The 21,841-nt window shown below is 62.6% G+C and carries 21 protein-coding genes; 7 read left to right on the top strand and 14 right to left on the bottom strand.

The window, feature by feature from the left end; all coding sequences use genetic code 11:
• On the bottom strand, positions 1–356 hold a 356-nt coding region (locus VBE63_RS12315), incomplete at its 3' end, for a Uma2 family endonuclease (RefSeq protein WP_323683323.1).
• Positions 353–1,351, bottom strand: coding sequence for a glycosyltransferase family 2 protein (locus tag VBE63_RS12310; RefSeq protein WP_323683322.1), 999 nt, complete (start codon positions 1,349–1,351; stop codon positions 353–355). The genes VBE63_RS12315 and VBE63_RS12310, both read right to left, overlap by 4 nt.
• A 130-nt stretch (positions 1,352–1,481) precedes the next feature.
• Here VBE63_RS12310 and VBE63_RS12305 point away from each other — a divergent pair, with 130 nt between their 5' ends.
• The 3 genes from VBE63_RS12305 to VBE63_RS12295 all read left to right on the top strand — a co-directional run bounded on the left by VBE63_RS12305 (position 1,482) and on the right by VBE63_RS12295 (position 4,139).
• Complete coding sequence (locus VBE63_RS12305) at positions 1,482–2,120, top strand: hypothetical protein (RefSeq protein ID WP_323683321.1); 639 nt, start codon at positions 1,482–1,484, stop codon at positions 2,118–2,120.
• Positions 2,121–2,144: 24 nt separating this feature from the next.
• Complete coding sequence (locus VBE63_RS12300) at positions 2,145–3,374, top strand: XRE family transcriptional regulator (RefSeq protein WP_323683320.1); 1,230 nt, start codon at positions 2,145–2,147, stop codon at positions 3,372–3,374.
• A 258-nt stretch (positions 3,375–3,632) separates the two neighbouring features.
• Positions 3,633–4,139 carry a hypothetical protein gene (locus tag VBE63_RS12295; protein ID WP_323683319.1) on the top strand — a complete coding sequence of 169 codons (507 nt, stop codon included), beginning with the start codon at positions 3,633–3,635 and terminating at the stop codon, positions 4,137–4,139.
• Between the two features lie 102 nt (positions 4,140–4,241).
• Here the strand turns inward: VBE63_RS12295 and VBE63_RS12290 are convergent, their stop codons facing one another.
• From VBE63_RS12290 to VBE63_RS12280, 3 genes are all read right to left on the bottom strand, one after another.
• Positions 4,242–5,183: a lytic transglycosylase domain-containing protein gene (locus VBE63_RS12290; protein WP_323683318.1), complete on the bottom strand. Its 942-nt coding sequence runs from the start codon at positions 5,181–5,183 to the stop codon at positions 4,242–4,244.
• 141 nt (positions 5,184–5,324) lie between these two features.
• Positions 5,325–6,161, bottom strand: coding sequence for a hypothetical protein (locus tag VBE63_RS12285; protein ID WP_323683317.1), 837 nt, complete (start codon positions 6,159–6,161; stop codon positions 5,325–5,327).
• 23 nt (positions 6,162–6,184) lie between these two features.
• The gene (locus VBE63_RS12280; protein ID WP_323683316.1) at positions 6,185–7,171 is read right to left on the bottom strand and encodes a hypothetical protein; all 987 of its coding nucleotides are present in this window, start codon (positions 7,169–7,171) and stop codon (positions 6,185–6,187) included.
• A 160-nt stretch (positions 7,172–7,331) separates the two neighbouring features.
• On the opposite strand from VBE63_RS12280, the gene ssb reads away from it, so the two are divergent.
• The 4 genes from ssb (at position 7,332) to VBE63_RS12260 (ending at position 13,594) form a co-directional block, all read left to right on the top strand.
• A complete protein-coding gene (gene ssb, locus VBE63_RS12275; protein ID WP_323683315.1) occupies positions 7,332–7,874 on the top strand; it encodes a single-stranded DNA-binding protein in 543 nt (180 codons plus the stop codon).
• Positions 7,875–7,889: 15 nt separating this feature from the next.
• On the top strand, positions 7,890–8,792 hold the full coding sequence (gene rfbD / locus VBE63_RS12270) for a dTDP-4-dehydrorhamnose reductase (RefSeq protein WP_323683314.1): 903 nt from the start codon (positions 7,890–7,892) through the stop codon (positions 8,790–8,792).
• Between the two features lie 47 nt (positions 8,793–8,839).
• The gene (locus tag VBE63_RS12265) at positions 8,840–10,702 is read left to right on the top strand and encodes a phosphoenolpyruvate carboxykinase (GTP) (RefSeq protein WP_323683313.1); all 1,863 of its coding nucleotides are present in this window, start codon (positions 8,840–8,842) and stop codon (positions 10,700–10,702) included.
• A gap of 192 nt (positions 10,703–10,894) precedes the next feature.
• Positions 10,895–13,594, top strand: coding sequence for a calcium-translocating P-type ATPase, PMCA-type (locus VBE63_RS12260; RefSeq protein ID WP_323683312.1), 2,700 nt, complete (start codon positions 10,895–10,897; stop codon positions 13,592–13,594).
• Positions 13,595–13,628: 34 nt separating this feature from the next.
• Here the strand turns inward: VBE63_RS12260 and VBE63_RS12255 are convergent, their stop codons facing one another.
• The 9 genes from VBE63_RS12255 to VBE63_RS12215 all read right to left on the bottom strand — a co-directional run bounded on the left by VBE63_RS12255 (position 13,629) and on the right by VBE63_RS12215 (position 21,819).
• The gene (locus VBE63_RS12255; RefSeq protein ID WP_323683311.1) at positions 13,629–14,507 is read right to left on the bottom strand and encodes an HpcH/HpaI aldolase/citrate lyase family protein; all 879 of its coding nucleotides are present in this window, start codon (positions 14,505–14,507) and stop codon (positions 13,629–13,631) included.
• A complete protein-coding gene (locus VBE63_RS12250; protein WP_323683310.1) occupies positions 14,497–15,735 on the bottom strand; it encodes a cysteine protease StiP family protein in 1,239 nt (412 codons plus the stop codon). The genes VBE63_RS12255 and VBE63_RS12250 overlap by 11 nt, the downstream gene beginning before the upstream one ends.
• A 64-nt stretch (positions 15,736–15,799) precedes the next feature.
• Positions 15,800–16,558, bottom strand: a complete 759-nt coding sequence (locus VBE63_RS12245; RefSeq protein WP_323683309.1) for a haloacid dehalogenase — start codon at positions 16,556–16,558, stop codon at positions 15,800–15,802.
• Positions 16,559–16,677: 119 nt separating this feature from the next.
• Positions 16,678–17,133 (bottom strand): tellurite resistance TerB family protein, encoded by a 456-nt coding sequence (locus VBE63_RS12240; RefSeq protein ID WP_323683308.1) that lies wholly within the window; start codon positions 17,131–17,133, stop codon positions 16,678–16,680.
• A gap of 135 nt (positions 17,134–17,268) precedes the next feature.
• Positions 17,269–18,579, bottom strand: coding sequence for a TerD family protein (locus tag VBE63_RS12235; protein WP_323683307.1), 1,311 nt, complete (start codon positions 18,577–18,579; stop codon positions 17,269–17,271).
• 6 nt (positions 18,580–18,585) lie between these two features.
• A complete protein-coding gene (locus tag VBE63_RS12230) occupies positions 18,586–19,164 on the bottom strand; it encodes a TerD family protein (protein WP_323683306.1) in 579 nt (192 codons plus the stop codon).
• 122 nt (positions 19,165–19,286) lie between these two features.
• The gene (locus VBE63_RS12225; RefSeq protein ID WP_323683305.1) at positions 19,287–20,438 is read right to left on the bottom strand and encodes a phosphoribosyltransferase domain-containing protein; all 1,152 of its coding nucleotides are present in this window, start codon (positions 20,436–20,438) and stop codon (positions 19,287–19,289) included.
• Positions 20,439–21,035, bottom strand: a complete 597-nt coding sequence (locus VBE63_RS12220) for a TerD family protein (protein WP_323683304.1) — start codon at positions 21,033–21,035, stop codon at positions 20,439–20,441. It lies immediately after the preceding gene.
• 100 nt (positions 21,036–21,135) lie between these two features.
• On the bottom strand, positions 21,136–21,819 hold the full coding sequence (locus VBE63_RS12215) for a TIGR00266 family protein (RefSeq protein ID WP_323683303.1): 684 nt from the start codon (positions 21,817–21,819) through the stop codon (positions 21,136–21,138).
• Between the last annotated feature and the right edge of the window lie 22 nt (positions 21,820–21,841).

Below are 21,841 nucleotides of genomic sequence, written 5' to 3'. Positions count from 1 at the left end.
CGATTTCGACAGCTCAGCCAGCGCGCCAGATCCTGTGCAAATTTCGCCTCGGCGCTTGGAGCGCTTGCTCGATCAGCTTGCCGCGACGGCCTGAGGGGCCAAAAAGTGCCAAAGTCGAGCTGGTCGGCGATTTTCAGCCGGACCTTCATGTCGTTGGCGAAAAGCTGGCATGGGGTGCCGCGCAGTCGTGGCCGCAGGAAGGTGGCGAGGTTCAGCGTAATGAGACCATGCCGATCACTGGCGCCGGTCATGGCATAACGTTCGCCGCCGATATACTCGTGGCGACTGTCGGCGCCATCCTCGGCGGCGAGATAGTCGTCGACGCTGAGACGGTGGCTGTGGGCGAGGTTGGTCATCGGTGCCTGGACGACGGCGGCGGCTGGTCATGGAGACGAAAGCGGACATCCTCCAATAACCTCCGATTCGCCGCCAGCAAATCGGCGAGAAAGGCAACCAAAATGGTCTGAAAACCCATGCCGAGCAGCACGGAGGCGAGGATCAGCGACTGCACATGGCCCGCGCCGCTGCCCACCAGATAGAACCAGAGGAAGCGTAGGCCGATCAGAACGCCGAGGCCGAAGAGGATCGCGCCAATGCTGGCGAAGAAGCGAAACGGCCGGTAGATGACGAAGATGCGCACGATGGTGACGATGCTGCGCCAAACATAGCTGGGGATGCTGCGCAGCAGTCGCGAGGGGCGCAGGTCGGGATTGACGCGCACCGGCACTGTGGCGATGGCCATCTGGCGGTGGCCGGCCTGGACGATGGTCTCGAGGGTGTAGGTATAGTTGTTGAAGACGATCAGGCGTTGGGCGGCGCTGCGGCTGAGCGCGCGAAACCCGCTGGTGGCGTCGTCTACCTGGGTGCCGCTGGCGAGGCGCACGATGAGGCTGCCGAGGCGTTGCTTCAGCGGCGAGAAGTGGGCGATCTGTTCGATCGGCCGGCTGCCGATGACCAGCTCGGCGTTGCCTGCGAGCACCGGGGCGGTGAGGGCGGGGATGTCGCGGGCGTCGTATTGGTTGTCGGCGTCGGTGTTGACGATGACATCGGCGCCCTGATGCAGGCAGGCCGAGAGGCCGCTGCTGAAGGCGCGGGCGAGGCTGAGGTTGTGGCGGTGGCGCACAAGATGGTCGACGCCGTGGCGCTGTGCGACCTGCAGGGTCTGGTCGGTGCTGCCGTCGTCGATGATGAGCCATTCGACGCGCTCGAAGCCGGGTACCTGGCGCGGCAGGGCGTCGAGGCCGAGGCCGAGGGTGGCGGCCTCGTTGTAGCAGGGGATCTGGATGATGAGTTTCACCGGGTCCTGGGCTGAAAGCTCGCGTCGTTGCGGATCTTGATGGGCAGGCAACATTAGAACGCTCCAGAGCAGCGGCCAATCCTGGTCTGCTGGCGGACTTTTTGCTTTACGCGAAAGTTTTTCGCGCTATTCTCAGGCTACGCGAAACTCGAACTTGAGCCTATCCAGCCGAGGTACCCCCGCGATGCCTGATCTGCTCCAATCCGCCCTCGCCGCAATCCCCGAGGACTTTTTCCACCGACTCGAGGAGCGGATGTGCATCTGCACCGCAACCGCCTACGAGCAAGCCGTCCGTACGCCACCGGAGACCCCCTCGCATCGCATGCGCTTGGGCACCACGCGCTATTTCGAGCGCGGTGAGGCCTTTCGCCTCAGCGCCGAGGATGTTGGCATGCGCTACCGCTTCGAGCAGGTCAATACCCATGCCTTCGTGCTCGCCATGAGCGGTAACTTTTTGATCACGCACGCGAAGATCGATCACTGGGGTGATCCGATCGAACAGAAGGAGTACAAACAGACTCTAGCGCGCAACAATCCCCGCAACGGGGATCAGCTCGCGCTCTGGGATGATTGTGACCCGGATGCTGGTATCCTTGCCGTCATCCTCGTGCTCTATGCACGACCCGATACCCAGCAGGACGAAACCCTGCCGATGCGGCTCGGCTTCGGTATCCCCACCCGTGATCTCAAGGGTTGGCATCTGCTCAAAACACTTGATCAGCTCTACACGGCCTATGCCGAGCATGCCAGGCAACCGATCGATCGCGCTCGGCCAAGGCTCAAGCGTTATCAAGCGCGTGCCGATCAAGCCACTGGTCACTAAACTCATGTTCAGGAGGTCACGCGCATGGCTGCACGCACCCCAGGCTTTCAGCCACTCCAACTGACCCAAGCCCGGCTGGCCCGCGGACTCACACGCGTCGCGCTGGCCACTGCCGTCAAGCGCTCGGCACCCTCTGTCAGCAAATGGGAGTCGGGTCAGCAAACGCCTGACCCCGAGGCCCTCGAGGCCCTTGCACGCACCCTCAAGGTCCCGCGCGACTACTTTCTTAACCTGCCATTCGAGACGGGCGAACGTGCACGCTTCTTTCGCTCCATGGCCAATGCCACCAAGCGCTCGCGCGAGCGTATCCAACAGCATCTGCTCTGGCTGCAGCGCCTCAGTCATGATCTGCAGACCTGGGTCGATCTGCCGCCCCCGAACGTGCCGGATCTCGGCGGGGCGGATTTCCAGCAGTTGCAAGACAGCGAGATCGAGGATGCCGCCGCGCGTGTGCGCGAGCAGTGGGGGTTGTGGCGAGCGCCAGTTCCGGATCTGCTGCTGGTGATGGAGAATGCAGGCATCGTTGTCGGTCGCTGTTCGTTCTCGGCATCGTCCATTGATGGCGTTTCGCATTGGTCGCTGGCCGATGACCGGCCCTATGTGCTGCTCTCCTCGGACAAGCGCAACGCCGTGCGCTCCCGCTTCGATGCCGCTCACGAGCTTGGCCATCTGGTGCTGCACCGTCAGGTGGATCAAAGCGCGCTGACCCATCGCGATGAGTTCAAGGAGCTTGAGAACCAGGCGCACCGCTTCGCCAGTGCCTTCCTGATGCCTGCCGAGGGCTTCGTCAATGAGCTTCCCGAGGTCTCGCTCGAGGCCTTCCGCACGCTCAAACCCCGTTGGGGCGTGTCGATTGGGGCCATGATCTACCGCTGTAAAGATCTGGGATTAATCACCGAGGAGCACGCCGGACGCCTGTTCAAGTACATCAGCGCCCGCGGCTGGGTGCGCGCCGAGCCCGAGGACGAGCGCCTAGCGCTAGAGCAGCCACGCCTGATGGAGCGTTCCATTCGACTGCTGCTCACCCAGGGCGGCTACAGCGTCGAGCAATTGCTGGCTGAGCTGCGCCTGCATCCGAAGGACATCGAAGCACTGGCCGGACTGCCGGCGGGCTTGCTCAGCAACCGCCGCGAACAGGTGCAGCTGCTGCCGACGCCCAAGCTCAAGACAGGGGCGGTGCATGAGGCGCGCGCTGAGGTGGTCGCGTTTCCGGGACGGAAGACAGAGACAGCCGGCCAGCGAAACCGAGCATGACGCCAGTCCGTGCAGCCCGATCCTGGCGTGGTGCCTGTTCTTTATGATGAGCTTCCCAAGGCTGAAGGCAAAGCATCTGATGGATGCGGGCGAACAGGCAATCGGTACGCGGGGTGATGAGTGCGGTTTGAGCTTGGCATCGGTGCGTTGGCGCCACCTGCGTTTGGCTGTGCTGATTCCTTGCTTGGATGAAGCGGCATCGATTGGTCAGGTGGTGCGGGATTTTCGCGCGGTCTTGCCAGAAGCCGCTTTGGCGACATGCTGACCGGGTATCGGGTGTTGACGCGGCGCTTCGTGAAGTCGTTCCCCCTCTTCTGCACGGGTTTCGAGCTGGAGACGTACCTGAGCGTGCATGCGCTGCAGCTGCGGTTGCGGGTGGCGGAGGTGGCGACCCCCTACTCGGCGCGACCGCCTGGCTCACCGAGCAAGCTGCGGACCTTGAATGATGGTTGGCTGATCCTGCGCACGATTGGCTCGCTGGTGAAGGAAGAACGTCCGCTGATGTTCTTTACGATCCTGTTCGCGATGCTGGCGTCTGTTTCGATCCTGCTGTCGATTCCGGTTGTGATCGAGTTTCTAGAGACAGGATTGGTGCCGCGCTTTCCGACCGCGATCCTTTCAACAGGGATGATGTTGTTGGCGTTTCTGATGTTGATCAGTGGTCTCATCCTGGATTCGGTGGCCCAAGGCAGGCGTGAGATGAAACGCTTGCATTACCTGGCCCAACCGCCGTTATCGAGTGTGGTGGATGACGCCGACAACTAAGAGGAGGCAGCCTCGGAGCACGGCTTGCGAGGCGAGATGGGTCCGTTTGCGAGGCGAGATCGAGCCGTTAGCGAGGTTGATGGCCAAGCGCTGCATGCGCGACTAGGGCGCAGTTGTTGATACGCCTGTTGGTCGGCCGAGGTGGGCGGCTTTGGGCTCGAGCTGGGCGATGATGCGCTTGACGTAGGCTTGGGTCTCGGGGAAGGGCGGGATGCCGCCGTAACGGCGGACGGCGCCTTCGCCAGCGTTGTAGCCGGCAAGGGCAAGCTTGCGGTCGCCGTTGAAATGGTCCAGTAGCCAGCGCAGGTAGGCCATGCCACCGCGCATGTTCTGCACCGGGTCCCAGATATCCTGGACACCAAAGCGTTGGGCGGTTGCCGGAATCAGCTGCATGAGTCCGCGCGCGTCCTTGGGTGAGTGGGCGGTGGGGTCGAAATTGGACTCGGCCTGGATCAGGGCGAGCACCAGCTCGGGGTCGAGCTGGAAGTCGGGCGCGAGCTGGCGGACCAGGGCGATGATGTCGGCGCGGACGAGCTTGCGGACGTGGAAATCAGGCGCTGCCTGGAGTGGCGTCGGCGCGTCAGTGGCGGGCGCGCTGCCTGGCGGCGGGAGGCGGCGGTCGACGATCGCGTCGGTGAGCAAGCAGCGCGGCTGCTCGGTGACTGGGCGATCGAGCGCCCGGAGCCGGCGCAGTTGTGCTTCCGCTTGCGGATATCCAGCGGCCTGTGCACGCTGCAGCCAGGCCGCGGCCATGACCTCGTCGGTGGCGCCGAGGCGCCCGCTGGCGTAGAGCCAGCCAAGATGAAAACCGGCCTCGCCCAAGCCGAGATCGGCGGCCTGGCAATAGGCGTTGAGGGCTTGGTCGAGCTGCTGCGGGGCGCCGACACCATGCTCGAAGCGTTTGCCTTGCGCGATGAGTTGGCGCGCCTCGGCGGTCTCTTCAGCGGTGGCGGCGCGGACCAGTCCGGCGGCTGGAAGGGCGAGGCTCAGTGCGAGCCCGAGCAGCCCCATGAGTCGCCCGATGTGCTTAGTCGATAGGGTCACTGGGCTGTCTGAACGCTTGGCGCTTCGTCCTGATGCGCTGCTCCCTTAGCTCGGAGACGGCTGAGCAGTGTGGTCACAAAGTCCATCGATCACCTCGGCGTTTTTTTGTTCGTCTAGAGTAGTCTGGATGTCTGCTCTATATCAACGCGACGCGCGGCAGCCTTGTTGATCACAGCGGACCATAACGGGGTTCCGGTTGGTGCAGAAGACGCGATGGAGCTCTTGGTTGCTGCTGTTGTTGACCAGAGTGGCACCGCGGTCATGGAGGTCGCAGCCATTGGATGCTGCGGTGCGTTCGGCGTCATACGCCCAGAGACCGACCGGCGCCTTCTCGAGGCTGGGCTCGGCGATGACTGGCGCTTCGTATGCTGGTGGTGCTGGTGTTAGCACTTGCGCTCTTGCATGTCGGTCGGATATCGGTGGTGCAGTGGTGTTGGCCGCTGGTTGGCCAGGGTCAGACTGGCCGGAGCCGGATCTGGAACCAGGGCTAGTGCCAGGGCTAGTGCCAGAGCTGGAACTGGCCATGAATTGGTCCCAGCGCTGTTGCAGTGAGCGCAGCGCGCGTTGCAGATTGTCGCGGTAGCGTTGGGTGACGTCGTCTGACCAGGCGCGTTCGCTGTTGGGCCACCAGTGCTCTTTGGCGCTGGCGGAGACGAAGGTGCCGGTGGCGGTCTGCTCAAGCTGGGTGCGGATGCGCAGCAGGGTGGTCGGCGGCGGTGTGGCGCCTGGTGGCCCGTCGCTGGCAGGCTGATCGAGTTGGGTCTCGAACAGGATCGAGCGGGGGTCGCTGGTGACCAGCGTCCAGCCTTGAAGCAGTGCTGTATCCAGTGCGAGGGCCTTGACGCGCGCAGCACTGGCATAGGCGATGAAAATCCGCGGCTCGGGACTGGCGCCGACCGCTGTGATCGGAGCCCAGAGTGCGAGCGCCAGCGCGAGCGCGAGGAGGGGGGCGACGAGAAGGTCGACGAGCAGGCGCATGCTGTCCGCGGGCTGGCTTAGGCTTAGTTGAGCTCGCGGCAGATGCCGCCTGCGCATCGCAGCAGGAGGTTGGCGCTGCTGATGCATTGCACTTCGTAGAGCTCGAACGCGGTGGAGGTGTTGAGGAGCACGGCTCCGCGATCGCCCAGGGTACAACCGCGCTCGCGGGCTGAGGCCTCGGCGTAGAAGGTCCAGAGACCGCGGCGGGATTGGCCGTCGAGCACCAGCATCTCGTTGAGCTCGCTGGGACTGTCCGCAACGTCAGCGTCTGCAACGTCAACGCCCTGTGCCTCTCGCGGCTCGGCAGCGGCCATTTGCGATGGCGTGGGTGGCGCTGCTGGCGGAGCCGTTGGCAGTGGCTCTATTGGCAGCGGTGTCGGTGGTGCGGCGGGCATCGGCAGGGTGGTCGTCGCGGCCGCTGTGGTTGTTGGATCAACCTCGGCGCTGGCAGGCTCATGGGTGTCGCCAGCTGTGCTAGCCTCGGCGATGACGACCTGGTCTGGATCAGGCGGGAGCGGGATCTCTGAGGCGATGCGCGTTCGGTTCTCGAGCCAAGCGCTGGCTAGGGCATTGAGCGAGATCGTCAGTTGGTTTTCGTAATCGCGGCTGTAGTCGATGCGGCGCTCTTGCTCGGTGCCCGGATTAGCAACCACATAGGCGCTGAGGCTGACGATGACGTCGTTGCCGCGGTCTCGTAGCTGGGTCTCGACCTGGAGCTTGGGGCGGCTCAGCACGCCTTCTGGACTCAGCAACTGCGCCTGCGGGGAGTCGCTCGGGAGCTCGCGTTCTAGCAGAAAGTGTCGATCACCGGTCTCGGCGATCGTCCAGCCTTTGCTGCGAGCCATGCCCATGGCGAGCAACTGTGCCTCTTCGACCTGGCCGCCGGGTAGCAGCATTTCTGGGCCTGATGATCCTGATCCTTCAGGGCTACTGACCCGGGCCGGCTGCGAAGAGCAGCCGACCGCGAGCAAGGTCGCGCAGATGAGGCTAAAGAGGATGCGCAGCTTCACGTCAAGCTCCGGTTCCGAGATTGTTGATCTGTGACTGCGCTTGATGCTAGCACAGTGCGCCGAACGCGCAGGCGCTTGAACCTTGAGCCGAGGTGGACAACGCGGCCTGCCTTTGTGCACCATTGCTGAAGAGTTGGCTCGAACACGGGGAGTGAATGCGATGGCGAGTAGTGGGGTCAATAAGGTGATCTTGATCGGCAACCTCGGGGTCGATCCGGAGGTGCGTTATCTGCCGAACGGCAGCGCTGTCGCCAACCTGCGGATTGCCACCAGCGAGTCTTGGCGCGATAAGACCACCGGCGAGCCGCAGGAGCGAACCGAATGGCATCGTGTCTCCTTGTTCGGCAAGATCGCTGAGATCGCTGGTCAATACCTGCGCAAGGGCTCCAAGGTCTACATCGAGGGCAAGTTGCGCACGCGCAAGTGGCAGGGGCAGGACGGACAAGATCGTTATACGACGGAGATCGTGGTCGACATCAGCGGTTCGATGCAGATGTTGGATAGCCGAGGTAGCGGCGGAAGTGGGGCCGCGGCTGGTCCTGCTCCTGGCGGTGCTGCTGGTGCGGGAGCGAGCAACGATACGGGGGGCTATGCCCGCCCCATGGGCTCAGGTGCGCCCGAGACGATGCAGGATCAGGGTCGTCCCTCGAGCTCAGGGCCGACCGGATCAGACACCGATTTCGATGATGACATCCCGTTCTAGAGAGCCAATTTCACCATGATGGATACCCCACGCATCCTGCTGATCGGCTCTGATGGTCAAGTTGGCTGGGAGCTGCGTCGCACGCTGGCCCCTGTCGGGCAAGTGATTGCCGCTTCAGTCTCTGGTCATGACGGGCCTTGCGTCGACCTGACCGAGCCCGCTTCGGTACGGCGACTGTTCAATGAAACCGCTCCGGACGCCGTCGTCAACGCTGCCGCTTACACGGCTGTCGACAAGGCTGAAAGCCAGCCTGAGTTGGCTCAGGCGATCAACGGCGATGCCTTAACGCTGATCGCCGAGCTGTGCACGGCGCCGCGCATCCCGGTGATCCATTACTCGACCGATTTCGTCTTCTCTGGCATTACTGATCATCCCTATCGTGAGGATGATCCTGCCGAGCCCCGCAACGTCTATGGGCGCACCAAGCTTGCTGGCGAGCATGCGTTGCTCGAATCCGGTGCGCCCGCGCTGGTCTTTCGCACAGCTTGGGTCTACGGTGTTCGGGGCAGCAATTTCCTGTTGACCATGCTCAACCTCTTCCGAGAGCGGGCTGAGCTGCGGATCATCGACGACCAGATCGGAACGCCGACTTGGAGCCGAATGCTGGCGGAGGCGACTGCGCAGATCGCCTATCGCGTCTTCCATGGCGGCCTCGATATCGAAGCCGTCAAAGGGCTTTACCATCTGACCGGGGCGGGTGCGACCTCTTGGTTTGGATTCGCCGAGGCGATCCGCGAGGCGACCGGCAGTAATTGTCGGCTGCTGCCGATACCGACCAGCGAATATCCCGCTCCCGCGCAGCGTCCGGCCTACTCTGTGCTCGATACCGGACGTTTCCGCAAGACCTTTGGACTCGCGCTTCCCGACTGGCGTCAATCCTTGGCGCTCTGTCTTGCGGATCTGCGTGAGCAACGCTAGCCCGCGGCCATTATTTTTCAGGTAATTAACCGAGGATTCCTTGCACCATGACCACCAGCCATGACGGCGCTTCGAGAACCAGCAACGCCAAGCTCTTAAACTGGGTCGATGAGATGGCCAAACTCTGCAAGCCGGATCGCATCTACTGGTGCGACGGCCGTCAGGAGGAATATGACCGGCTGTGTGAGGAGATGGTGCAGACCGGGGCCTACATCCGGTTGAGCCCTGAGAAACGCCCGAACAGCTACCTTGCGCGCTCGCATCCAAGCGACGTTGCTCGCGTTGAGGATCGGACCTTCATCTGCTCGGAGCGAAAGGAGGATGCCGGGCCGACTAACAACTGGATGGACCCGGCGCAGATGCGAGCGATCCTGCGTGAGCGCTTCGATGGCTGCATGCAAGGGCGCACGCTGTATGTGATCCCGTTTAGCATGGGGCCGATTGGCTCGCCGATCGCTCAAATTGGCGTCGAGATCACGGATTCGCCTTACGTGGTCACCAACCAGCGCATCATGACCCGGATGGGACAGGCGGCTCTGGATGCGCTGGGGGCAGAGGGTGATTTCGTCCCTTGCATGCACTCGGTCGGGGCGCCATTGGCCCCTGGGGAACAGGATGTGCCCTGGCCTTGTGCAACCAATGTTGATGATAAGTACATCAGCCATTTCCCAGAGACCCGGGAGATCTGGTCGTTCGGCAGTGGTTACGGCGGTAATGCCTTGCTCGGCAAGAAGTGCTTTGCGCTGCGCATCGCCTCGGTGATGGCCCGCGATGAGGGTTGGCTTGCCGAGCACATGTTGATCTTGGGGGTGAAGTCACCTGAGGGCAGCAAGCATTATGTCGCCGGCGCCTTTCCCAGTGCCTGTGGCAAGACCAATTTCGCCATGCTGATTCCACCGAAAGGCTTCGAGGGCTGGGAGGTGACGACGGTCGGCGACGATATCGCCTGGATCAAGCCGAACCCCGAGGATGGCCGCTTCTACGCAATCAACCCCGAGTATGGCTTCTTCGGCGTCGCCCCCGGCACCAACGAAAGCTCGAATCCGAACGCCATCGCCTCGCTGCGTAGCAATGCGATCTTTACCAATACCGCACTGACCGATGATGGCGATGTCTGGTGGGAGGGGCTGACCAAGGAGCCGCCGGAGCATCTGATCGATTGGCAGGGCAACGATTGGAATCCAGGCTGCGGTCGGCCGGCAGCGCATCCGAACTCGCGCTTCACGGCGCTGGCCAGTCAGTGTCCGTCGATCGATCCAGATTGGGAGCACCCTGAGGGTGTGCCGATCAGCGCCTTTCTGTTTGGCGGACGTGTCAGTAAAAACTTCCCGCTCGCGTTTCAGAGCTATAACTGGGAGCACGGCGTCTACATGGCCGCGACCATGGGCTCGGAGGGCACTGCGGCCTCGATTGGCCAGGCCAACATGCGCCGTGATCCAATGGCGATGCTGCCGTTCTGCGGCTATAACATGGCCGAGTACTGGAAGCATTGGCTACGCATTGGTCGCAAGAACGTCGCCACGCCGCCGCGCATCTTCCGCGTCAACTGGTTCCGCAAGGATGCGCATGGTAAGTTCATCTGGCCCGGCTTTGGCGACAACATGCGCGTGCTCAAGTGGGTGATCGACCGGGTTGATGGCAATGCCTCGGCGATTGAAAGCCCGCTCGGCTGGCTGCCCGGCTGGGACGATCTGACCTGGGAAGGACTGGATTTCACCCCCGAGCAGTTCTTCGACATCATGAATATCGACAAAGAGGTTGCGCGCCAGGAAACGGTGGAACAGGACGAGCTATTCACGCGCTTTGGCGATCACCTGCCGCGCGAGATGGAGCTCGAGCGCGAATTGCAGTTGGCGCGGCTCTATCATTCCCCGGATGTCTGGGATCTGGCGCGCGCGGTGGCGCGCTGAGCATCGCAGGCTCACGACCGCTGGGCTGATACCACTGGGCTGACAACGCCGAGCTGACAACCGCTGGGCTGATACCACTGGGCTGACAACGCCGAGCTGACAACCGCTGGGCTGATACCACTGGGCTGACAACGCCGAGCTGACAACACTGATTGCATCATCAGGCTCCATCACAAGGCAAGATAAAAACCGATGAAGAATCAATTTCCTGGCTTGACCTCGGCAGAGGTTAATGCGTCACGTGCGAAATGGGGTCGCAATGCGCTGACCCCGCAGGAGACGGAAGGCTTTTGGGACAAGCTCAAGGGGAATTTCGAGGACCCGACCATCATCGTGCTGATGGTCGCCTTGGTGATGATTACCGCGCTGGCACTGTTCGGCTATGCCGAGTGGTACGAAGGGGTTGGTATCGCCATCGCGGTGCTGATCGCGGTGGGCGTGGCGACCTGGTCGGAATACAAGAACGAGGGCGCCTTTCAGCAATTGCTGACCGATGCTTCGCAGATCCAGGTCAAGGTCTTCCGCGATGGCTCGAGTCTGGAGATCCCGATCGATGACCTGGTCGTCGGGGATATGGTGCTGTTGCAGCCGGGTGATAAGGTGCCCGCCGATGGCATCGTCCTCGCCGGTGAGCTGACCGTTGATCAGGCCTCGATGACCGGCGAGTCCGAGCCGGTCAACAAGAGCGCTGTGCCCAGTCGCGAGGCCGCTGCCGAGGTGGCCGATCTGCATGATCCGCATTGGGTCTTTCGCGGCTCGGTGATCGAGGACGGCGAGGCCGTGGTCGAGCTGGCCGCCGTGGGCGACAAAACCTTCTATGGGCGCCTGGCCCAAGAGATGAGCAGCGAGGCGCGCGAGACCCCGCTGCAGGCGAAATTGTCCGTGCTTGCCGGTCAGATCGGCAAGTTCGGCCTGTTCGGCGGTATCGCCATCGCGTTTGCCTTCATGGGCCAGAAGCTGTTCATGGAGCGCGGTTTGACGCTCGCGACGATTGGCCCCTTCCTGGCCGATTGGGCGAATTGGGGCGCCTTGGTGAGCGATTTCGTCACCGCGATCATCCTCGCTGCGGTGATCATCGTCGTCGCCGTGCCCGAGGGGCTGCCGATGATGGTCGCGATCGTGTTGTCGATCAACATGCGCAAGCTGCTGCAGGATCGGGTGCTGGTGCGCAAACTGCTCGGCATCGAAGCCGCTGGCAGCCTCAATGTGCTGTTTACCGATAAGACCGGCACGCTCACGCGCGGTCATCTGCAGGTTTCGACGGTGGTGCTCGGTGATGCTCAGCAGTGGTCGGATTTCGCGACGCTGCCAGAGCCGATCCGCGCCACGGTTGGCACCTCGATCCGGCTCAATACCATGGCCGTGATCGATGTCAGCCATCCCGAGGCGGTGAATATCATCGGCGCGGATCGCACCGAGCAGGCCTTGCTGCGCTTTGTCGAGCCGGTGCTGCGCGAGCCGGACCCGGCCTCCGTGGTCGATATGATCGCCTTCAGCACCGCGCGGAAGTTCTCGGCGGTGCAGCTCGAAGGCGGGCCGGCGACCACCCTGATCAAGGGCGCCCCGGAGATCATTCTGGCCCGCTGCACGCAGATGCTCGATGCCGATGGTCAGCCGCAGCCGCTGACGCCAGCCGCGCTGGAGCCGACCCTGAACGCGCTGGCCGAGCGCTCGATGCGCTTGCTCGCGCTGGCCGTCTCGGATGCGCCGATCGGCGAGCATAAGGCGCTGCCCGAGCAGATGACGCTGGTGGCGGTGGTCGGCCTGCGCGATGAGCTGCGGCCCGAATCCCGCGCTGCGGTGCGCACCGCCCGCGACGCTGGGGTACATGTGGTCATGGTCACGGGTGACCGCCACGAGACCGCGTGCGCGATCGCCACCGATGTCGGACTGCTCGACCCGGGGACCGGTGTGGCGATGACCTCGAAGGAGATCGAGGCGCTTTCGGATGAAGATCTAAAGGCGGTGCTACCACGCCTGCAGGTGGTCTCACGCGCCTATCCGCACACCAAAAGCCGGTTGGTCCAGGCCGCGCAGGAGATCGGCCTAGTCGGCGGCATGACCGGCGATGGGGTCAACGACGCCGGCGCCTTGAAACGCTCCGATGTCGGCTTCTCGATGGGCAGTGGCACCGAGGTGGCCAAGGAGGCCGGCGATATCGTCATCCTCAACGACAACTTCTCGTCGCTGACCCGTGCCGTGCTCTATGGCCGCACGCTGTTCAAGTCGATCCGCAAGTTCTTGATCTTCCAGCTCACGGTCAATATCTCGGCGATCTTGGTGGCCTTTCTCGGGCCGTTCTTCGGCTTCGATCTGCCGTTGACTATGGTGCAGTTGCTTTGGATCAACCTGATCATGGACACGCTGGCGGCCTTGGCCTTCTCGGGAGAAGCGGCGCTGGATCGTTACATGCGCGAGAAACCGATCCCGCGCGATACGCCGATCATCAGCGGCGATATGTGGTCCTCGATCCTGATCAATGGCTTTGCGATCGCCGCGTTGAGTATTGTCTTCCTGACCTTTGCGCCCATTCGCGGGCTGTTCAGTAGCGAGGCGGCCTTCCTGACTGGCTTCTTCGCCTTCTTCGTGTTTATCAACAACTTCAACAAGTTCAACGCGCGCACCGAGAACACTGATCTGTTCGAGCATCTGACGGAGAACCGCTTGTTCATCATCGTCGTCGCGCTGATCTTCACCCTGCAGATCCTCTTCACCTACTTCGGTGGCGAGGTACTGCGCACGGTTGGGCTGAGCCTGAGCGAGTGGATCTGGGTGCTGTTGTTCTCAGCCTTGATCATCCCGATCGACCTGGCGCGCAAGCGGGTGCGCGATAAGCTCGGGCTGCATCCGGTGGAGCCGTTTGAAAAGGCCGAGGCCACGACAGGGCAGTAACACTTGCATGCGCATGGATGCGCTGACTTTCCGACTAACGGCCTATTGCGGCGCGCCCGACAATCTGTTCGGCCCAGGCGCTGTGAGTGGCGAGTTCACACATGGAGCCGCTAAATTTGAACACGGCGCGGTCATCGTCGAGGATGCGTTGCGCGGCCTCGAGGTCGCTGGGCGAGACGCGAAAGCGGCTGTCGATCAGTGGCAGTTGATCGGGATGGATTGCGGTCTTGCCGCAGAGGCCGTGGGCAAGGTCTTCGCCGAGCTCTTCTGCGAGGATCTCGGGGCAGTCGAGATGCTCGAACACGGGCGCGGTCAGCTGGAAGCCGTGCGGCTTGAAGACGGTCACTAGGTTGGCGATGGTCAGCCCGAGCGGGGTGCGATAGAGCGTGCGATCGCGTGGGCGCCGAATGCTGAGTAGGGCCAACAGATCATTGCCGCCAATGCGCAGCGCGAGAATCTGGTCTCGATAGCCGCGCACGAGCATGTAGTCGCGCAGCTCGGTCATGCGCGCGGGATCGAAGGCGTCGCGGGTCTCGAGCGTCGGCATGCAGAGGTAGCGAGCCCGATCGCCGCCGAGCTGATCCATGTAGGCGTCGATGTTGCTCATGTCGAGCTTGGGCAGGACGAAGCCATCGAGCTTGTCGATACCGGGTAGCGCGAGCAGCCAACTCAGGATCTCGGGGTTTCGCACGCGCACGAAGCGGAGTGACTCACTGCTCGGGCGCATCTTGTCGAGAAGGTGGCGCAGGTTGTCGAGGGCCGGACCCAAGGCCGCGGCGGCCACGGCGTCCTCAGTGCAGAAGATGACCGAGCGCAGCCCCGGCCATTTGCGGCCGTTGGCGATCTCTAGGCAGTCCTTGTGCGTGACGGGAACGTACAAAGAGCCACCCAGGCGATAGGCGTCAAGCATCATTCACCCCCTTAATCAACGCAACGGCTTGATAGGGCAGGCTGGGTTCGACCTCGCAGCGGACGGCCTTTTCCTCGGCGAGCTGGCGCAGATGCGCCACTTCAGGAATCTCGGCATCGCGCAGGATCAGCAGCTCAGGCACGCGCCGGAGCAACACGCGGGTGGCCTCGCCGATGCCGGGCTTGATCAGGTTCTCGTCGCGGATGGCGAAGCGATTCTTCAGCTCGGCGATGAGGTGCTGCGAGCGCTTCCGTGCCGGGGTTGGATCGATGGGGACGGGGTTGGGCTGATAGCCGGACGCGAGTTGCTCGCGAATCGCCTCGCGCAATGCATCGACGAACCAGACCGAGCGATCCTGAGGCGCGAAGTCGGCGTAATAGACGCAGCCGTGGAAGTCTTGCGGGCCGATCTGCTCGTTGAGGATGGAGCGGCTGACGAGCCCGGATAGGGTCGCGTTCATGATGCTGGAGGGGATCAGGTAGTCGGCATCCGAGGGCGCAATCCCGACCCCGGCGAGATCGGTGAGGGCATAGAGGTTTGGGTCTAAGCGCATGCTCGGGAACGGGCGCTGGTCCTCGGCATCGGCATCGGCGTCGACATCGCTTTCGTTCCCGCCCTGGCAGTGATGCTCGGTGAAGTCGGCGATGGCGCGCCGCAATTCTCGCGCGATGACGCCTTTGCCGGTCCAGCCATCGACAAAGACGATGCTGGTCGGATCATGGCCTGCCTGCTTGAGCACATAGCGCAGCGCCTGCTGATCGATGCCGCGATCGCGAATGATCGAGAGCGAATAATGGGTTGTCGGACGCGCGAAGAGGTCAGTGAGGCTGTGCTTGAGCACCGCGCCGACCGGGGTGCCGGCGCGCGCTAGCGAGAGCAGCGTGATCGCGCCGGGCCGCTGGTCGGCGATGATGGCGGCGAGATCCAGCAATCCCTGCGCCATGCGCGCCCGGTTCATCGTCCAGGCTTGCTCGAAGAGGGTCATGTAGCGCGGCGAGGGCAGCGACTCGCGGCTCAGCATCTCGCTGTAATGGCGTTGTCCACTTTGGATCAGTCGTTCCTTCTCGGCGACTGGCGTCGGCTCGAGCTGGATCGGCGTAAGCAGGAACTGCACATCCTCGGGGCGGTAGCTGCCATGAAAGCAAGAGCCCTGGGCAGGCTGCTGTTTAGGCTGCGATTGCTGCTGCGGCTGCAGCGGCTGGCGGTGGTGTTCCAGCGGATCTCGGTCCATGGGATGTGCGCGGCGATGAAGATGAGATGAGCAGGATGCGATGAGAAAGCCCGGCCGGCGAGCGCTAGAGTAGCGGGCGGCCGAAGGTCGCGGCGAAGAGCTGCGTATCACGCGGGGTGATGCAGTAGTCGCAGGCGGCGATGAAGGCGCCGTCGATGAGACTGTCACCAATGCCGATGGTGAGCAGCGCTTCGCCGTCGTGGCTGAGGCGGTCGATCAGATGACGCACGGCATGTTCCTTGCCGATGCCGCGCGGGATCACGGCGAGATTGTTGTCGTTGCGATGCACGCGGTAGGCGCCGCCTTGCGCGGCGAGCCAGGGCTGGATCAACTCGGCGTCGAGCTGTGCCAGATCCTCATCACGACCGTCGCGATACTTGGCGACGAAGTAAAAGGGCAGCCCAAACTCGCCGACCAAGCGGACTCGGGCGGCGAGGTCGTTCGCTTGAATAGAGGCTTGCGCCTGCTCAAGCAGATCCAGGAGATCGCCGCGCGCATCATTGGAGACCCCGCGCATGCACTCCAGCCATTCAGGGTCGGGCGAGCCACTCGGATCGAGTAAAACGCCGCCATAGACCAGGATCGACCAGCTCTGGAACGGCAGATCGACCCGGCGCAGCGCATCCAGGTCGCGCGCGGTGGTTGGTACCAGGGTGGCGTCGGCCGCGAGCCAATCCCAGAATGCACGCTGCTTGCCGGTCATGAACGAATGCGCGCTGCCATCCCGTAGCCGGGCCACGGGGTGCAGCGCGCCGTCCGGCGGGCATTTGCGATGGCTCTGGAACAGGGTGTCATCCAGATCCAAGAAGACAAGCTTGCGCACGCTGGGTCAAGAGCCTTGATGATTCTCCAGGGATTCACAGAGATGCAAAACAGGTGCTGTCTGCTTTGATCTCTGCATCTCTGTGCGATCGCTGTCCCAAGGGGATTGAGTCAGGCTGGTTAGGCCAGCTCGAATTCAGCGGGATTGAGGCTGAGCTCCATGGCGAGCTTGCGGGCGACGCGTTTCTCGTCATCATCGAAGACACCGTCAGCACCGGCGATGGCGATGATCAGGCGCATGATGAGCCGTGCCGCGGAGTCATTGTTCTTCATCTTGCGCACCGCCTCGTAGGCCTTGGTCTCGCCGAGGTCCTTGTCGAACTCGATCTGGCTGACGATGTTCTGGAAGCTGTCGATCAGCTCTTTGCTCGAGTACACTGACAGGGCTTCATAGTTCTCGATGAAGCGCATCATCTTCTGCTTCTCCTCCGATGAGATGTGGCCATCGGCCATGGCAATCAGCACCGAACCGCTGACGGCGGCGTTCATGAAGTCCTTGTTCTTGAACTTGAGCGCCTCGTTCTTCAGTTCCGAGGCCTTGTTTTTGAGATTGTCGAGAAAGTTTTGAAAGCTCATGGGTTGTGTCTCAAGTGTTGATGTAGCAGGTCTTGATGTAGCAGGTGCGGATGTAGCAGGTGCGGATGTAGCAGGTGCGGATGTAGCAGGTGCTGATGATTAGGTTGCGGCATCAGGGGCTCAGCGCCTCCTTGCTCAGTCCTTACGTCCAGCCGTCCAGCGTAGGCCCCACTGATGGGCCTGGTCGACCTCCCGATGGCCGCGATAATAATCCACCAGCTTGGTGATGCGGACCGCGCCGGCGTCGTTTTCCAAGAGGGCGATGGCGCACATGGGCTCATGGCTGCTTTGCGAGTCGAGATGGACCTCGATCTCAGGTTGGCCGGGTGTTTTGAGGCTAATCTTGGCATCGGCCTCGGCCCAATTGGGCGCACCTTCGTAGATGAAGGCATAGATAAGTACGCGCCGAATGGCATCCCAGTGCTTGCCGTTGATGCGCAGATTCTCACCTTCGCTGCTATTGCCGGTGCGATCATCGGCATCCAGCGCGATATAGGGCGGGTTGTGCAGATCGCCAAAGTTGTTGCCTAGCGCCTGGATCGCGCCTTTGTCACCTGTGCGCAGCTCGACCAGGCAGCCGAGGTCGAGATCGATTTGGCTTGGGCGCTTGGCGCCGAACAGACCGCGTTTGACTGGGCCAGAGGCCGCTGGGCGCCAGCTCAGGTTGATCAGGATCTCACCATGCTCAGCGTTGCTTGGTTTCTCCAGGGAGACGCGGTTGCCCTTCTTCTCTAGGGTAATCTTGCTGAGACTCACCCCTGGCGTCTTGGGCTGAGCAGGTGGCGATTGAGACGGTGGTGATGGAGACGCCGGCGAACTTGCTGCCTTTGAGGTTGGCGGCTGCGTTGGCGGTGGCGCGGCAGCGGGCGTCGACTCGGCGACTGTGCCGCCAAAATGCTCGACCAGCGCTGCAAGCCCGCCGTTGAAGCCCTGGCCAATTGCAGCGGTGCGCCAGATGCCGCCCTTGCGGTAGATCTCAAGCAACATCAGCGCTCGCTCAGCCGCGAAGTCGGCGCCGCTGAAGGCAAAGCGCCCGGTCTCAATGGCGTCATCGAGAAAACGGACATGGCCTTGGCCAATGCGGGACATGGCGCCGGCGCCTTCGATGGCGGCGGTGATGGTCAGGCGCTCGATGCTGGGCGGCAGCTTGCCAAGATCGATGGCAAAGCTGGCCTGGTCGTGAGAAGCGGCTGTTGAGGGGCCGTTTGCCGGGCCGCCAGAGGACGCATTGGCCGTCGTGATCAGCTGCACCCCACCGCAGGGCGAGGTCGGCTGGTTGAAGAAGGTCATGTAGCGCTCATCGGCGAGCTTACCCGCAGCATCCAGGCCGAAGCAGGCGAGGTCGATGCTCAGGCCCGGCGCCTGGATGGCGACGCCGAGCCGGAAGCGCTCACCGTTGGCGATCAGATCCCTGATCTTGGCGCGTTGTCCGCGTGTTAGGTCCATCTGCGGCTAACCGACGTTGACGCCATGCTGCTGGGCCAGTGCCTTGAGGCCGCCGGCGAAGCCCTGTCCAACCGCCTTGAACTTCCAGTCGCCGCTGTGACGATAAATCTCGCCGAAGATCATCGCGGTTTCGGTCGAGTAGTCCTCGGAGAGATCGAAGCGCACCACCTCTTGGTCGTTGTCGCGATTGACGATGCGCACGAAGGCGTTGCTGACCTGGCCGAAGTTCTGACGCCGGGCCTCGGCATCGTGGATGGTGACGACAATCACCAGCCGCTGAATCGTGGCGGGCACTTTCGACAGGGTTACATGGATGCTCTCATCGTCGCCTTCACCCTCGCCTGTGAGGTTGTCGCCGGTGTGCTCGATTGAACCATCGGGGGAGTTCTTCTGGTTATAGAAGATAAAGTGGCTGTCGTCTGGTACTTTGCCATCCTCTTTGACCATGAACAGGCTGGCGTCGAGGTCAAAATCTTGGCCATCGGTTGCCCTGGCGTCCCAGCCCAGACCGACAAGCACGTTCTCGAGGGTGGGTGCTTCCTTGCTCAGGTTGACGTTACCGCCTTTATTCAAGCTGATTGCCATTAGTGCCTCCGTTTGGGTTTGACTCTGTCTGCTGGATGACTATGAAGATGCCGTCGAGACGCTAAGGTCAGGCATGGGGTCAAGCTTAGCCCAGGCTTGGGCTTAGACGAGACCAGGACCTATCAGGCAGCGTCCCCATTGGGCAATGCCTGGTAGGGCAGGCAATGGGTGCCGAGCCCCGCGCGCGCAGTGTTGAGGCTGTCGATTGGAGTTTCATGACAGAGGATGATGCGCGCATAGGCATTGGGGTCGACATTGTACAGATAGTTCGGGATGCCTTCGCCATAATTGTCCTTGAAGATCAGGCGCTGGCGGATGTCCGCTCCGAGCAGGATGGGCGAGCGGGTGGTTGATTGTACGTGCACATCATGGCCTGCTCGCTCCAGGGCGCGGCCGAGCCGAAAGGCGGGATGCATCAGCTCGCCAGTGCCAAGCACGAGCAGCGGCGCCTCCCGTGGTAGATCGGCGACGAGTGCGGCGACATCCGTTTCGCGGAGAGGGAAGCCTTGGCTGATGCCGAAACGCCCGCCAGTGGTCGCGAGCTGGTCCAGACGCCGCCGATTGTCGCCAACCGCGTTTGGGGGTGGCAGATCGGCAAGCCCAGGTGCCGGGGAGAAAGCGATCTCGGCCTCCAACGCGCTGATCAGGGTCAGGGGTAGGCCGAGCCGCTTGCTGAAGGCCGCAGCGCTTGCTTGACCACTGAAATCAGTGATGGTGACGAAGTGAACACGCTGAAGGTGCGGAGCGCGCGCCCGGTAGGCCGCAGCTAGATTGCAGAGCGTGGCCCCGGTGCTGATCTCGTCGTCGATCAGGATCAGCTCTCGCGCCTCGGTAAAACGCCGCTGGTGCTCTGGGTCGAGCGGCTCGTAGAGGATCTGATCCGGGGCGTGGCAATGCGCCTCTTGGAACGCCAGTGAGCGACAACCAGGCAGGCGGTAGCGCGTTGAGTGCAGGAACAGGGCCGGGGCCTCTGGGTGCTGCTCCAGCAGGGCCTCGAACACCCCTTGACCCAGGCCGGTGGCGGTCTCGGCCAGGGCGACCAGCAGCCAGGGGCCTTGATCCAGCTTGAGGGCCTGGGCCAGATAGCGATGGATCTGCTCCATCGCCGCAGGTCGGGCGGGCCAATGTTTGCCCAGCACCTTGCTGACGAACAGGAAGCCGCGCTTGGGATTGGCGCGCGCGGCAAAACCGCAGAGATGCTCGAGCGGGAATGCCGCGCGTTTGATCTGGACCTCGAGCCTGCCGGTGGCAAGCTCGACGCACAATGAATCCATTTACAGATGCGGCTGGATCTGCGGGAGCAGCTCCTCGAAGGTCCGCCCGCGTCCCACCTCGCCAATGGCGTGCATCTTCCACTCGCCATTGTGGCGGTAGATTTTGGTCATGATCATTGCCGAATGACCGCCCTGGCAGGAGAGGTCGTAGCGAGCGATCTCGCTGTTGTTGGCGCCGTTGACGATACGGCAATAGGCGTTCTCGACCTGGGAGAAATCCTGGCCGGTGTAGTTGTTGACGGTGAATACCAGGGTTTTGATGTTGCTTGGCACAGCTGAGAGGTCGACCTTGATCTGCTCGTCGTCGCCATCGCCCTCGCCGGTGCGGTTATCGCCGGTGTGTAGGATGCTGCCGTCCTTGCTCTTGAGCTGTCGGAACCAGATGGCATCGACCTGATTGCCTTGTTCGTCGAACAGTAGGCAGGAGGCGTCCAGATCGATGCTGCCACCGCCGCCACCGCCAAACAGGCCGCCGAACAGGCCGGATTTTTTGCTGTTTGCCGCGTCCCAGCCAAGGCCCATGACGATGCGGCTCAAGCCGCCGCCGGCCTCCTTCTCCAAGGAAATTTTCTGACCCTTTTGCAGGTTGATGCCCATCTCGATGGTCCTCGTGTCGGGTGAATCGTGCTGTCTTTATGATGAGGGGATAGCGCCGCTGTTGCGGAACCGCACGGCACGGCGATCTCAGTGACAGTGGCTAGCCGCTCTGACTCTTGAACAGGCCGCGGTTGCGCGAGCAGATCACGACCTTGCCTTGGCCGCGGAAGCGAATGACGAGCCCTTCGCCGGAGGTGACGGAGTTGACGATATTGCCGAAGAATCCGCCCCCGGTCTGGGGGGTGCCGACCTCGAACGAGAGGTTCGATGACCAGGCCACGGCATGGCTGTTGTCGATCACCGTCTCCTGTTCAGGGCTGATGTCGAGGGTGAAGATCGAGCCGAAGCCGGAGACGGCAAGCTTACCCATGCCGGTGGCCTCCATGATCACGAAGCCGCCCGTGCCGCCAAAGAAACCACCGCCGATGGTGTTGAGCTTGGGCCGCACCTGAACCCCCGAGTCGGCGGCGACAAAACTGCCGTCCGACAGGGTATAGGCTGAGCCAGGGGCCACATCGAGCAATTCGATGGAGCCAGGAAGGGCAGGCGAGAGCAGGCAGTCACCGTCGCCGGTGACGGCCTCGATCTCCTGCTGGAAGAAGGACTCGCCAGTGGCCAAGCGCCGCATCACGGCATTGCCGAGGCCGCCGCGCATCTGCCCCTTGACCTGCAACGGTGCCTCCATCATCACCATGGCGTCGGATTCGCAAAAGATCTTCTCGCCCTTGCGCAAACTGACATGCAAGAAGGGGTCGATGTCACCTGTGATGTTAAAGGCTGGCATGTCGGTATCCTCCAGCGGATGG

Source organism: Lamprobacter sp., from assembly GCF_034860625.1.
Taxonomy (GTDB): domain Bacteria; phylum Pseudomonadota; class Gammaproteobacteria; order Chromatiales; family Chromatiaceae; genus Lamprobacter.
The sequence above is the reverse complement of the archived record's forward strand: the minus strand, read 5'-3'. Positions and strand labels throughout refer to the sequence as shown.

Bases quoted from the DNA above. Each gene is read 5' to 3' on its own strand.
- VBE63_RS12240 (WP_323683308.1), bottom strand. From the start codon at position 17,133: ATGAGCTTTCAAAACTTTCTCGACAATCTCAAAAACAAGGCCTCGGAA.
- VBE63_RS12265 (WP_323683313.1), top strand. From the start codon at position 8,840: ATGACCACCAGCCATGACGGCGCTTCGAGAACCAGCAACGCCAAGCTC.
- VBE63_RS12215 (WP_323683303.1), bottom strand. From the start codon at position 21,819: ATGCCAGCCTTTAACATCACAGGTGACATCGACCCCTTCTTGCATGTC.
- rfbD (WP_323683314.1), top strand. From the start codon at position 7,890: ATGATGGATACCCCACGCATCCTGCTGATCGGCTCTGATGGTCAAGTT.
- VBE63_RS12250 (WP_323683310.1), bottom strand. From the start codon at position 15,735: ATGGACCGAGATCCGCTGGAACACCACCGCCAGCCGCTGCAGCCGCAG.
- VBE63_RS12305 (WP_323683321.1), top strand. From the start codon at position 1,482: ATGCCTGATCTGCTCCAATCCGCCCTCGCCGCAATCCCCGAGGACTTT.
- VBE63_RS12260 (WP_323683312.1), top strand. From the start codon at position 10,895: ATGAAGAATCAATTTCCTGGCTTGACCTCGGCAGAGGTTAATGCGTCA.
- VBE63_RS12300 (WP_323683320.1), top strand. From the start codon at position 2,145: ATGGCTGCACGCACCCCAGGCTTTCAGCCACTCCAACTGACCCAAGCC.
- VBE63_RS12235 (WP_323683307.1), bottom strand. From the start codon at position 18,579: ATGGACCTAACACGCGGACAACGCGCCAAGATCAGGGATCTGATCGCC.
- VBE63_RS12225 (WP_323683305.1), bottom strand. From the start codon at position 20,438: ATGGATTCATTGTGCGTCGAGCTTGCCACCGGCAGGCTCGAGGTCCAG.
- VBE63_RS12285 (WP_323683317.1), bottom strand. From the start codon at position 6,161: ATGCGCCTGCTCGTCGACCTTCTCGTCGCCCCCCTCCTCGCGCTCGCG.
- VBE63_RS12230 (WP_323683306.1), bottom strand. From the start codon at position 19,164: ATGGCAATCAGCTTGAATAAAGGCGGTAACGTCAACCTGAGCAAGGAA.
- VBE63_RS12220 (WP_323683304.1), bottom strand. From the start codon at position 21,035: ATGGGCATCAACCTGCAAAAGGGTCAGAAAATTTCCTTGGAGAAGGAG.
- VBE63_RS12295 (WP_323683319.1), top strand. From the start codon at position 3,633: ATGCTGACCGGGTATCGGGTGTTGACGCGGCGCTTCGTGAAGTCGTTC.
- VBE63_RS12310 (WP_323683322.1), bottom strand. From the start codon at position 1,351: ATGTTGCCTGCCCATCAAGATCCGCAACGACGCGAGCTTTCAGCCCAG.
- VBE63_RS12255 (WP_323683311.1), bottom strand. From the start codon at position 14,507: ATGATGCTTGACGCCTATCGCCTGGGTGGCTCTTTGTACGTTCCCGTC.
- ssb (WP_323683315.1), top strand. From the start codon at position 7,332: ATGGCGAGTAGTGGGGTCAATAAGGTGATCTTGATCGGCAACCTCGGG.